Origin of the sequence: Ferrovibrio xuzhouensis (assembly GCF_042648965.1) — a bacterium.
Lineage (GTDB): Bacteria > Pseudomonadota > Alphaproteobacteria > Ferrovibrionales > Ferrovibrionaceae > Ferrovibrio > Ferrovibrio xuzhouensis.
Genome location: NZ_JBHRYJ010000003.1, coordinates 549,035 through 560,874 on the forward strand (window position 1 = coordinate 549,035; position 11,840 = coordinate 560,874).

The 11,840-nt window shown below is 62.0% G+C and carries 13 protein-coding genes; all 13 read left to right on the forward strand.

The genetic code is table 11. The features are described from left to right. The first annotated feature begins 99 nt into the window (after window positions 1–99). The 13 genes from bufB (at window position 100) to ACFOOQ_RS16500 (ending at window position 11,783) form a co-directional block, all read left to right on the forward strand. Window positions 100–1,011 (forward strand): MNIO family bufferin maturase, encoded by a 912-nt coding sequence (gene bufB / locus ACFOOQ_RS16440; protein ID WP_379728627.1) that lies wholly within the window; start codon window positions 100–102, stop codon window positions 1,009–1,011. Then, window positions 992–1,783: an HvfC/BufC N-terminal domain-containing protein gene (locus tag ACFOOQ_RS16445; protein ID WP_379728629.1), complete on the forward strand. Its 792-nt coding sequence runs from the start codon at window positions 992–994 to the stop codon at window positions 1,781–1,783. Before bufB ends, ACFOOQ_RS16445 begins: the two co-directional genes overlap by 20 nt. Beyond that, on the forward strand, window positions 1,780–2,280 hold the full coding sequence (locus ACFOOQ_RS16450; protein WP_379728631.1) for a DoxX family protein: 501 nt from the start codon (window positions 1,780–1,782) through the stop codon (window positions 2,278–2,280). The genes ACFOOQ_RS16445 and ACFOOQ_RS16450 overlap by 4 nt, the downstream gene beginning before the upstream one ends. A 17-nt stretch (window positions 2,281–2,297) precedes the next feature. Then, window positions 2,298–3,392 (forward strand): radical SAM/SPASM domain-containing protein, encoded by a 1,095-nt coding sequence (locus ACFOOQ_RS16455; RefSeq protein ID WP_379728633.1) that lies wholly within the window; start codon window positions 2,298–2,300, stop codon window positions 3,390–3,392. Continuing rightward, window positions 3,379–4,605 carry an ABC transporter substrate-binding protein gene (locus tag ACFOOQ_RS16460; RefSeq protein ID WP_379728635.1) on the forward strand — a complete coding sequence of 409 codons (1,227 nt, stop codon included), beginning with the start codon at window positions 3,379–3,381 and terminating at the stop codon, window positions 4,603–4,605. The genes ACFOOQ_RS16455 and ACFOOQ_RS16460 overlap by 14 nt, the downstream gene beginning before the upstream one ends. Window positions 4,606–4,614: 9 nt before the next feature. Next, window positions 4,615–6,297 carry an ABC transporter permease gene (locus ACFOOQ_RS16465; protein ID WP_379728637.1) on the forward strand — a complete coding sequence of 561 codons (1,683 nt, stop codon included), beginning with the start codon at window positions 4,615–4,617 and terminating at the stop codon, window positions 6,295–6,297. After that, window positions 6,294–6,992 carry an ATP-binding cassette domain-containing protein gene (locus ACFOOQ_RS16470; RefSeq protein ID WP_379728639.1) on the forward strand — a complete coding sequence of 233 codons (699 nt, stop codon included), beginning with the start codon at window positions 6,294–6,296 and terminating at the stop codon, window positions 6,990–6,992. The genes ACFOOQ_RS16465 and ACFOOQ_RS16470 overlap by 4 nt, the downstream gene beginning before the upstream one ends. Continuing rightward, complete coding sequence (locus ACFOOQ_RS16475) at window positions 6,989–7,693, forward strand: TIGR04283 family arsenosugar biosynthesis glycosyltransferase (protein ID WP_379728641.1); 705 nt, start codon at window positions 6,989–6,991, stop codon at window positions 7,691–7,693. The genes ACFOOQ_RS16470 and ACFOOQ_RS16475 overlap by 4 nt, the downstream gene beginning before the upstream one ends. Next, on the forward strand, window positions 7,683–8,312 hold the full coding sequence (locus tag ACFOOQ_RS16480) for a TIGR04282 family arsenosugar biosynthesis glycosyltransferase (RefSeq protein ID WP_379728643.1): 630 nt from the start codon (window positions 7,683–7,685) through the stop codon (window positions 8,310–8,312). Before ACFOOQ_RS16475 ends, ACFOOQ_RS16480 begins: the two co-directional genes overlap by 11 nt. After that, window positions 8,299–9,606 (forward strand): S-methyl-5-thioribose kinase, encoded by a 1,308-nt coding sequence (mtnK, locus tag ACFOOQ_RS16485; protein WP_379728645.1) that lies wholly within the window; start codon window positions 8,299–8,301, stop codon window positions 9,604–9,606. Before ACFOOQ_RS16480 ends, mtnK begins: the two co-directional genes overlap by 14 nt. Before the next feature lie 172 nt (window positions 9,607–9,778). Further along, window positions 9,779–10,360, forward strand: coding sequence for a TetR/AcrR family transcriptional regulator (locus tag ACFOOQ_RS16490; RefSeq protein ID WP_379728647.1), 582 nt, complete (start codon window positions 9,779–9,781; stop codon window positions 10,358–10,360). A gap of 70 nt (window positions 10,361–10,430) precedes the next feature. Beyond that, window positions 10,431–11,006, forward strand: coding sequence for a carboxymuconolactone decarboxylase family protein (locus ACFOOQ_RS16495; RefSeq protein WP_379728649.1), 576 nt, complete (start codon window positions 10,431–10,433; stop codon window positions 11,004–11,006). A gap of 564 nt (window positions 11,007–11,570) precedes the next feature. Beyond that, window positions 11,571–11,783, forward strand: coding sequence for a LysR family transcriptional regulator (locus ACFOOQ_RS16500; protein WP_379728651.1), 213 nt, complete (start codon window positions 11,571–11,573; stop codon window positions 11,781–11,783). Window positions 11,784–11,840 lie beyond the last annotated feature (57 nt).

Here is an 11,840-nt window from a genome sequence, read left to right on the forward strand (position 1 = left end):
AAGCGAGTTCGCCCGTCTGACCGCGCGTTGCCGCCCGCATTCTCTCTGATCGGGTGGCAACGCGGACGTTTCCTGACAACTCTTACGGCAGACGAGACCATGGCCGCACTCAACATGCCATCATCTACCCGCGCCGTCGCTGTTCCCCCAAATGCGGGCGCCAGCCTCAAGCCTGAACACTATCGTTCGATCTTGGAAACAGAGCCGTCGATCGGGTTTTTCGAGGTTCACGCCGAAAATTATATGGGCGCAGGCGGACCGCCGCTGCGTTACCTCCAAGCGATCCGGGAACGCTATCCGATTTCGTTGCACGGCGTCGGCTTGTCGATCGGAGCTGACCGGCCGCTGGACAGCCAGCACCTTGAGCGGCTGAAGAAGCTTATCGAGCGATACGAGCCAGGTCTGTTCTCAGAACATCTTGCGTGGTCGACGCACGACACAGGCTATCTCAACGATCTTCTGCCTCTGCCCTATACTGAAGGAGCATTGGCGCGCGTCTGCGAGCATATAGACCGGGTCCATGCGACTCTCGGTCGTCGCATGTTACTTGAAAATCCGTCGACCTACGTCGTCTTTGCCGAGAGCATGATCCCGGAGGTAGAGTTTCTGGCCGAAGTCGCGGCGCGCACGGGCTGCGGCCTACTCCTCGACGTCGCCAACGTGGAGGTGTCCGCCACCAACCACGGCTACGACCCCATCGCCTACCTCGATGCGTTTCCAATGCAGCATGTGGGTGAGATTCATCTTGCCGGTTCTGCGGAGACGGTGGACGACGCCGGCAACCGTCTCTTGATCGACGCTCACGATTCCCCTGTCGCCGCCGGCGTGTGGGGCCTCTATTCGCATGTGCTCGATCAAGTTGGTCCTGTCCCGACATTGATCGAATGGGACAACGGCGTTCCGGCCTGGCCCGTTCTGTTCGCCGAGGCCGAACGGGCCGAAGGCATGTTGCTACGCGCTGCTCGTCAGAAAACTCGGCAAGGGGGCCGCGATGTCGCGCACCCTCTTTGACATTCAGCATTGCTTTGGATCCGCTCTTCTTGATCCCGCCGCGCCGCCGCCCGTTGGTGTCGGCGGCCGCGATGGGAGGCCGGACGAGCGGCGATTTGCCGTGTACCGCAACAACGTGACGGTCGGCTTGATTGAGGCATTGCGCGCGCGCTTCCCGGTTTGCGAACGTCTTGTCGGCGAAGAATTCTTTCAGGCCATGGCGCGCGTCTACGTGATGGCCAACAAGCCTCGTTCGCCCTTGCTAATGACTTACGGAGACGAATTTCCTGCATTCATAGCAGGTTTCCGACCTGCGGCTGCGGTTCCCTATTTGGCGGATGTTGCGCGCCTCGAGGTGGCGTGGGGACAAGCTTACCATGAGGCTGAGGCTGTCGCTCTCGACATCAGGACGCTCAGCTCGGTTCAGGTCAGCGACTTGGTCGGAGCAAGAATTGTCCTTCACCCTTCAGCGCGGATTGTCCGCTCTCCCCATCCCATCGCATCGATTTGGCTGGCGCACCAGAGCACGGGCGCTGTCGATCCTCCAGATGAATGGCGGCCGGAGGACGTCCTTGTGGTTCGTCCAGATGCGGACGTTTTGATGCATCGCCTGCCGGCGGGAGGCTATTCGTTTATTTCGAAGATCCTCGACGGGAGCTGCGTGGGCGATGCTGCAGAGTCCGGACTGTCAGAGGCGGCGGATTTCGAACTCGGTGGCAATTTGATCGGCTTGTTAAGAACAGGCGCGGTCATCGACTTTGTCACCCTTGCGACCTTGGAGATGACGTCATGATTGGCAACGGACTTACATCTCTCCCCCAATACATAGAACGGATCGCCAATCTCCTGTCACGATTCCCGGCTTCGCTCACGCAGTTGGCGCTGCGCTTCGCCGTTGCTGTACCGTTCTTTAGGTCGGGGCTGACGAAATGGGACGGCTTCGCGCACCTGTCCGACAGCGCCGTTTACCTGTTTGCGGAAGAATTCCGGCTTCATCTATTCGGGTTTGAACTTTCCTATCCCGCCCCGCAGGTGATGGCCTTTTTATCCGGAACCGGGGAAATCATTCTCCCGGTTTTGTTGATCCTCGGTCTCGCGACGCGGTTTTCCGCCGTCGGCATCCTGATCATGACCGCGATTATCCAACTCACCATTCCCGACGGCTGGGCAAACTTTCACTTGCCCTGGGCTGCTATGGCGTTCGCGGTGATGACCTACGGTCCCGGCCGCGTGTCGCTCGACCATCTGATCATCAGGGCATTCGCCCCCATGTCCGATCCGCAATCATGACTATGAGCGAGGTCTGAATGGAATCGATCTATTGGGTGACGAGTTGGGCCTGCCATCGCCGGTGCCGCCATTGTTACGAAGACAGGTTCCGCCCCTATGTACGGGGCGCCCTGCAAGCCGTCGTGGACGAGGCTATTCGCAACTTTCCTCGCATCGTCGCGAACTTGCCGGATCGAATGACCTATTTGGATTTGGATTCTCCAGGTCCGGACGGTGGGTTCGTGGAAAAGGTTGGGCGGATCGTTCTATCCGGCGGGGAAGCACTTCTGGTTGATGTGCGCGAGAGCGTGACCTATCCGCTCATCGATGCGCTCGTCGCACGTTACCGGGAAAATGGCGGCGTCAAGCTCGTTGTCCAGACGACCGGCGATCTCCTTACCCAAACCATCATCGAGGAACTGCTCTCGCGCGGCGTCTATATGATCTCCGTCGCCGGCGTGGATGACTTTCATGTGGGGCTGAAAGGCGTCGATCGGCAGATCGCTTACAGGGCTCGGTTGACGACGATGTTCAATGGAGCCGGGATGAAGCTGTCCGGGCTCTCATCGCAAACCCGCAAGTGGCACGACGAGGACGGCCCTCTTTTCAGCTTTTTCGGTGCGACGCCGGATAGCTGGATCGGCAAGCTCTGGCCGAGGGGACGGGCTTGGGCGAACGGGATGTCGACGGCCACCCTCGCCGATAATTTTTGCAATCGATGGTCAGGCGGTCTCAATTTTCTCCGGCACCGCTACTCGGGCTCGGAGGTCTCTATCGAACCGACGGGCGACCTCTATCCGTGCTGCGTCAAGACCAAGATTCCTCTCGGTAGCCTGTTGGAGGACAGGCTCACCGACATTCTGGACTCGCTTGTCGGCGAACCGGCTTTCGAGGCGATCTCCATGGGACATCCCGAGCGAATGGGCATCGCCTATGGCTGGAGCGAGGAGGCCTTCGTCGGCCGCAGCCGAACAGCAACTCCCGCAGGACGGGATTACGCCAATCTCTGCATCGGGTGTGACGCTTTTCACGAAGAAATGCTCGGACCAATCTTGGCTGAAGCGCGCATGAAGCGGCGGCGCAAGCGTGCCATGACCGGCAGCGCGCGAAAGGATACTCATGTTTCGGCTTAAATCCCTTGCGATAGGGCTGGCGATTATCTTCTCGGCGATGGGATGCGCGAACGCCGATACGCCGATCGCCGAGCGGCGCAACTGGGATGAGATCGCGGCGAAGGCCCGCGGACAAACAGTCTATTTCAACGCATGGGCCGGCGACACTCAGACCAATGACTTCATCGCTTGGATCGGTGAAGAGGCGTCGAGACGTTACGGGGTTAAGCTTGAACATGTGAAACTCAAGGATACTTCGGAAGCCGTGACCCGCGTCGTTGCGGAAAAGGCTGCCGGGCGAGACAGCGGTGGCACCGTTGACTTGATCTGGATCAACGGCCCGAACTTTCTTGCGATGAGGAAGCAGAACCTTTTGTTCGGGCCGTTTGCCACGGACTTGCCGAACTGGCGTTACGTCGACACCACGACAAAGCTCTCGAACCTGATCGACTTCACCGTACCCGTCGAGGGATTCGAAGCGCCGTGGCGAATGGCGCAGATCGTCTTTGTCTACGATAGCGCGCGCACGCCGCTGCAAGATCTGCCGAATTCCATGGCGGCGATGGCGCCGTGGGCCAAGTCTCATCCCGGCCGCCTTACCCATCCAAACGTACGAAATTTCCTGGGCGCGACATTTCTCAAGCAAGCTTTATATGAATTCGCACCGGACCCTAGTGTTCTACAACGGCCCGCGACCGACGCGAGTTTTCAGGAGGTCACTGCGCCGCTTTGGGCGTGGTACGACCGTTTGAAGCCCCATCTTTGGCGCGGCGGCAACGAATTCCCGGCCACGGGCCTCGCTCAGGAACAATTGCTGGGTGATGGCGAGATTGATCTCTCGATCTCGTTCAATCCTGCTGCCGCTGCGGTCGCGATCAAGAACGGGACGCTCCCCGACAGCGCAAGGGTCTACGTTCTCGAAAGGGGAACCATCGGCAATACCAGCTTCGTCGCCATTCCCTATAACGCCGCGCACAAAGAGGGGGCCATGGTGGTCGCGAATCTGCTGCTCCAGCCGGAGGTTCAAGCGCGCGCACAAGACCCGAAGACAATGGGCAACTTCACCGTGCTGGACCTCGCGAAGCTCGATCCTGGACAGCGCCAATTGTTCCAGCGGCCTGCGGATACAGTCGGTTTGCCGACCAATGCCGAGCTTGGCGGCGCGCTGCTCGAACCGCATCCAAGCTGGATGACGCGGATCACCGACGCGTGGGAAAAGCGCTACGTGAAGTGAGTGCAGCCCATGCTTCTGCGCCTTTCACCTGCGATCACGCTGATTGTCCTGGCGGTTCCAATTACGCTCGGCACCTTGTGTACGATCTTGCCGGCCTTCGGGATCTTTGTCGCCATCGGCGGCACGTCACTATCGCTCCATGGCTGGCGTGAACTGTTCGCGACTCCAGGGTTTCCTACAGCGCTGCGGCTCGCACTCACGACGGGAGTAACAGCGACGGCACTGTCGCTGCTGTTCGCCGTCGGCTTCTGCGCGACAGCCGCGCAAAGGCCAATGTTTCTGTTCCTACGCCGGTGGCTCGCCCCCCTGCTGGCGAGCCCCCATAGTGCCATGGCACTGGGCTTCGCGTTTCTGGTGATGCCCAGCGGTTGGCTAATGCGGCTTCTATCACCGTGGGCCACGGGCTTCGACCGGCCGCCCGTAGACCTCGTCACGGTACAGGATCCCTTGGGTTTGGCATTGGTCGGCGGTCTGATGCTCAAGGAGACGCCCTATCTGGTTCTGATGATCCTAGCGGCCTCTGCGCAAGTCCCGGTCGACCGGACGCTTTCGGCCGCGCGCGCCCTCGGCCAGCGCCCGGCCGTCGCGTGGCTCAAGGCGGTCTTTCCGCAGATCTATCCGCAAATCCGCCTGCCGGTCTTCGCCGTGCTCGCCTTCTCGCTGTCAGTGGTCGATGTAGCCTTGATCCTCGGCCCCGGCAGCCCGCCGCCGCTCGCCGTGCTGGCCACGCGCTGGTTCGCCGATTACGATCTCGGGCTTTATTTTCCAGCCGCCGCCGCGGCAACGCTGCAATTGGTCCTCGTGATCTTCTGTATCGTCGCCTGGCGGGCCGCCGAGGTCCCCTTGTCGAACGCGGCTCGACATTGGATCGAACGGGGCGGTTCCGATCGCCTGAGCGGCCTTCTGGTCTGCGCCGCCGGCGGAGGCGCCATCGTGGTCGGCGCCTTGGGTCTGTTGTCCCTCCTTGGGATGGGGTTGTGGTCCGTCGCCAAAGCCTGGCGCTTCCCGGATGCTTTCCCCACGAGTTGGCAGATCGACATCCTGGTGAAGCAGGCGGATCACACGCTGGCGTCTGCCGGCGCCACGAGCGCGATCGGCGTTCTTTCAGTGCTCGTCGCCCTACTCCTCACGCTCGCATGCCTGGAGAACGAACAGCGTCGAGCCCTGCGTCCCGGGACCATGGCGCTGTGGCTCCTCTATGTGCCGCTGCTCGTGCCGCAGATCGCATTCCTGTTCGGCGTGCAGGTGCTGCTGATCCGCACGGGCCTGGACGGCACGCTGTTTGCCGTGGTCTGGGCCCACGTGATCTTCGTGCTGCCCTATGTGTTCCTGTCCCTTGCTGATCCTTTCAGGGCGCTCGATCCGCGTTATGCGGCCGGCGCCGCGGCGCTCGGTGCGAAGCCGGGCCGCATTTTCCTGGCCGTCAAGCTGCCGCTTCTTGCCCGCCCGGTTCTGGTGGCCGCGGCCGTCGGCTTCGCCGTCAGCGTCGGACAATATCTGCCAACGCTGTTCGCAGGTGCTGGTCGCGTGGTCACCTTGACCACAGAGGCGGTCACGCTCGCCGGCGGCGCGGACCGTCGCATTATCGGCATGCTTGCGCTCGCCCAGTCGGCGCTTCCCCTCTTCGCCTACGGGGTCGCTCTGGCGGTGCCGACGCTCCTCTTCCGCAACCGGCGGGATCTCTCAAGATGAATTTTCAGCCGATACAGCCGGTGCAGCCGGGCGCCCTTCAACTTGCGGGCGTGACAATCTCGATCAGCGGACAGTTGGGCGTCCTAGTGCAAGACCTCTGCCTTGCCATCGCCCCCGGGGATATCGCAACGATCATGGGGCCGAGCGGTGCCGGCAAATCCACCCTCCTCGCCTATGTGGGAGGCTTCATGGATCGTGCGGCTTTCGATGGCAGCGGACGCGTTGCGATCGGAGCCGAAGTGATTGATCACAAGCCGGCGGAAGAGCGACGGCTGGGTGTTCTGTTCCAGGACGCCATTCTGTTTCCTCATTTGTCTGTCGGCGGCAATCTCTTGTTCGGGCTTCCCCGTACACGGTTGAAGAGCCGCCGCGAGCGCCGTGCCGCCGCGGCCGACGCCCTCGCCTCGGCCGGGCTCGCGGACTTCATCGACCGCGACCCCGCTACCCTCTCCGGCGGGCAGAAAGCACGTGTAGCGCTGCTGCGCACCCTGCTTTCCGAACCCCGCGCCCTGCTGCTCGACGAGCCGTTCGGCAAGCTCGACGTAGACCTGCGCGGGGAATTCCGCGCTTTCGTCTTCGCCCATGTGGTCGAACGCCGCCTTCCCACATTGCTGGTGACGCACGACCCGGCCGACGCCACCGATGCCGGCGGTCCGTTGATCCGCCTCGACGCGGTGAAGGAGCACGCCCGGTGAGCGACAAGGCCGATCTTGCGAAACTGTCGATCATCGTTCCCGCTCTCAATGAAGAGGCGACAATCGTATCCACGCTGGCGCGGCTTGCCCGATTTCGCGCGCAGGGCGCTACGCTCATCGTGGTGGACGGGAGCAGTTCGGACGCCACCGTGGAGATCGCGCGGCAGCACGCGGATTTGGTGCTTTGCACGCCGCGCGGACGCGCCGTGCAGATGAATGCGGGCGCCAGCGCGTCATGCGGTGCGCTGCTCCTGTTCCTGCACGCAGACACTGCGCTCCCCGATGGGGCGGACGGACTGCTTGGCGCCGTCCTCTGCGAGGACACCAAGCTCTGGGGACGGTTCGACGTTCGCATCGCGGGCCGTCATTGGCTGCTCACGATCATCGCCGTGATGATGAACGTACGCTCCCGGCTGACCGGGATCGCCACGGGAGATCAGGCAATCTTCGTGCGCCGCGGCACCTTCGAGTCCGTTGGCGGCTACCCCGCTATTCCGCTGATGGAGGACATCGCGCTCTCGCGAAACCTGAAACAGCTGCGCCGGCCAGTGTGTCTCCGCGCGCGCGTGACGACGTCCGGGCGGCGGTGGGAGAAGCATGGCGTCGCCCAGACCATGCTCCTCATGTGGCGGCTCCGTTTCGAATATTGGGCGGGCGCCGACCCTTGGAAGCTGGCGAAACGGTATGGCTATGAACCTTGACCCCAATGATCCTGTCACCGTCGCCGTGTTCGCAAAGGCGCCCATTCCAGGCTTTGCAAAGACCCGGCTCATTCCACGCCTCGGCGCGGAGGGCGCGGCCAGGCTGCAGGGCCGCCTTATTTCGCGGACAATCGCGATCGCTCTCACAGCGGCCATCGGTCCGGTCCACCTATGGTGCGCGCCGGACTCCAGGCACGCCGCATTCGCGGACCTCGCCCGCCAGCACCCCGTCGGGCTGCGCGATCAAGGCACAGGAACGCTGGGCGAGCGCTTGCACGCCGCGTTCGTCGCGGAGGCGACTTTCGCTCCCGTCCTCCTGATCGGCGTCGATTGTCCACCCCTGACGCCAACGCACCTGCGGCTCTGTGCGGACCACCTGCGGAGCAAAGACGCAGTGTTCCTGCCGGCCGAGGACGGCGGCTACGTCCTCGTTGGCCTGCGCCAGCCCGACGCGCGCGTGTTCGAAGACATCGCATGGGGGGGTCCAGCAGTGATGGAAACGACGCGTTGGCGCCTTGAGGAGCGGAACCTGGCTTGGTCAGAACCCGAAACCTTGTGGGATCTGGACCGGCCGGAGGATTTCCAGCGCTGGGAGGCGTTCTGCGATGATGCCGTTTGACACCGCCGAGACATGCGCGAGCGCGCGCCAGGCTTTCGGAGGCGGTGCCTACCATAGGCAAACGCCCGCCACGCTTCCGGATCTGCTCGCAACGCTGCCGGAGATCGCTGGACACCTCGGCGGTGATCCGAGCGACTGGCTGATCGCTGAAATCAGCGACGGCAATATGAATCTCGTCTTCGCCGCCTCCGGACCAAATGGATCGGTGGTGGTGAAGCAGGCTCTGCCGTATATCCGCGTGATCGGCGAGAGTTGGCCCTTCCCGCTGGAGCGGGTCCGATTCGAGCATGAAACGCTGCAGATTTACGCGCGTCTTGTGCCGGGGCGCACACCCCGGGTGCTGCATTATGACCCGGAACTCGCGATTATTGTCATGGAGCATCTGACGCCGCACCTCGTACTGCGTCAGGGCCTTGTGGAGGGGCGCGTTTTTCCCCTTCTCGCAGACCATATCGGCTCGTTCCTCGCGCGGACGCTGTTTTTCACCTCCGACCTTTTCCTCAGTACCCGCGGCAAGCGCCAATTGATGGCGCGGTTCGAAGGCAATGAGGAACTGTGCGCCACGACAGAAGAGGTGATCTTCAGGGGGCCATATGCCGCTGTGTCGCTTAATCGCTGGACGACGCCCCACCTCGATGCAGCCGTCGCGGCCATGCGTGCAGATCACGAGCTGAAGCTGGCGGCCACCGAGCTGAAGCTCGTGTTGCGCACTTCCACGGAGGCATTGATCCACGGCGACCTCCACACCGGATCGCTCATGGTAAGCGAAGCGGATACGCGGATCATCGACTCGGAATGGGCGCGCTACGGGCCGATGGGCTTCGATCTAGGAGCGGTCTTCGGAAACCTGCTTCTGGCCTATTTCAGTCAGCCCGGGCATGCGACCAGCTACAATGATCGGACGTCGTACCAGGAGTGGCTTCTCGCGACGATGCAAGAGATATGGGAGACCTTCGAAACCGAACTGCGATACTTGGTTATGGAACACGGCGGCGAGCTCTTTCCTTCCGCGCTCTTCGAGCAGCCATCCATGGCCGCGTCGCTGATCAATTCCCGCCTTCGAGCCATCCTCTCGGACACGATCGGGTTTGCCGGCGCAAAGATGATCCGAAGGATTATCGGTATCTCCCACGTGGAGGACATGGAGACGATCCGCGATCCGTCCGTCCGCGCGCAATGCGAGGCCAAGGCGCTAGCCGTGGCCCGGTCAATGATGATCCAGCGACACGCCTATCGGGATATTCACGCCCTGGCGGCAGGAGCACGATCGGCGTCCACCGGCAACGCTATCTGATTGAATGCGCGAAGGCAGCCATCCATTGGCGCACCGGGCTCCTCCATCGCGCCATGAGATGCCTCTTCATGCAGATCGCATCGGGCTCGCCAATATCGGTCAAGTTCCACGCGGTGAGATTTTTCTTGAACGATCGTTCTAAATGACCTATGGTTTTTTGAGGAGTGGAGATATGCCCTGGGAAAAGCAATTCGACGTCGACAAGGTGCTCGACGAGATCATGAAAGCCTTCTGGGCCCGTGGCTACGAAGCAACGTCGATGCAGGATTTGGTCGATTGCACGGGCGTCAACCGCGGCAGTCTTTATGCGACCTATGGAGATAAGCACACACTCTTTCTCGCGGCGCTGCGTATGTATGACGAGACTGTGCGCGAGAAGATGTTGACGGCTATTGAAGCGCGCTTCGATCCGCGCGAAGCGATCCGCCGTATCTTCCTGGCCTTCTCGGAGATCGCCTCCCCGAGGGGCTGCAATCGCGGCTGCTTCCTGACCAACACAGCGCTGGAGCTGGCGGCTCATGACGCGGAGGCGCGCCGCGTCGTTGCAGAGGCCCAAATGCAGATCGAGGCGTTCTTCGCCCGCATGATCCAAAAGGGCCAAGAGCTCGGCGACATCGCCCGCCACATCGAGCCGTCCGAGACCGCCCAGGGTCTTCTGGCCTCGCTGGCCGGATTCACTGTCCTGTCCCGCAGCCGCCCCGAACCGGCGCTGCTCCAGGCGATCGTCGACGACGCGATCCGGCGCCTCGCCTAATTTTTTTGCCCAGTTTGGAACGCTCATTCCAGACCAGGGATAGTTCCCCGAGCAACCAAAGGAGAGAGCGATGAGTGCCGAGTACAAATTGTCCCTGCCCTTCCAGTCCCTCGAAACCGCCGACCCGAATGCCAAGGCCGTGCTCGAAAAGGCCAAGGCGCAGTTGGGCTTCATTCCGAACATGTATGCCGGCATGGCGAACGCGTCCGGCCTCTTGGACACCTACCTGGTCGGCTATGCGCGGTTTCGGAAGGACTCAGGCTTCACCCCAGCGGAGCAGGAGGTGGTGTTTTTGACCATCAGCCGCGCCAATGGCTGCGACTATTGCGTGGCGGCGCACAGCCTCATCGCGGACCAGATGTCCAAGGTGCCGCTGCCCGTCACGGACGCCATCCGCGACGGGCGCCCGATCCCCGATCCCAAGCTCGCCGCGTTGAGCACCTTCACCGACACCATGCTGCGCACCCGCGGCCTGCCCGCGAACGCCGACGTCGAGGCATTCCTCGCGGTGGGCTACAGCGAGCGGCAGGTGCTCGAGATCATCCTGGCTATCGCCGTGAAGACGCTCAGCAATTACGCCAACCACCTGCTCCACACCCCGCTCGACGCGATGTTTGCGAGCCGCGTGTGGCAGCGGGCCGCGTAACCATCCCCGGAAGCGAAGGAGAACGTCCGTACCGCTCGCTGAGATCAAAGGCGTCGAGGGCTACCTGACACTCCAGCAAAAAGCTGCAGATAATCCGCAAGGTCACCGATGCCGCGCTCTCGGTGGAGGTCGAAGCGGTTCGGCAAGTCACATGGGTCACGGTCGATGACGTCCAGTCCGGCGCTTGGGGTGCCGGCGGCAACCCATGATGGACAACGATCTGCGCGCGCTTGCTCGCCAAGACGCAGCGCAATGAGTTGGGGGGCGTCCGGTGATTGCCGATGCCGCCCGGCTCATTTCCTGAGACCGAAGCTGACGATTTCATGCCCAACGTCTTTGGCGAGCGAGCGCCTGCTGCTTTCCGGCCTGTTGGCTAAATCCCGATTGTTGGCTCCGTTCGCCGAAGCCCTGTCGGGCGGTCAAATTTGGGTACCAGGCTCAGGGTGCCAAACCACCGGAGACAGCCCACGCCAGGGTCGGCTGCTGGCTCAACAAGTTGCGCTTAAGCGTCGATGCCTTTGACTGATCACCAAATGGCGATGATGGAGAGGGTGAATTGCTACCATGGAGATTCGACATCTTCGCTACGTAATCGTCGTCGCCGAACACGGTAGTTTTCGGCGTGCAGCGAAGGCGATAGGTGTCCAAGAATCGACGATTAGCCGGCGCATCCGCGATCTGGAAGACGAAATTGGCGCCGCGTTGTTCATCCGACATCATCGCGGCGTGGACCTTACCCCACATTCTCCAAGTAAGTCGCTGATTTCGCTGTCGTAATCGTGATATTTCGCATATAAATCATGGCGTTGACGGCTGCGAGGGGCGCGTTTCATG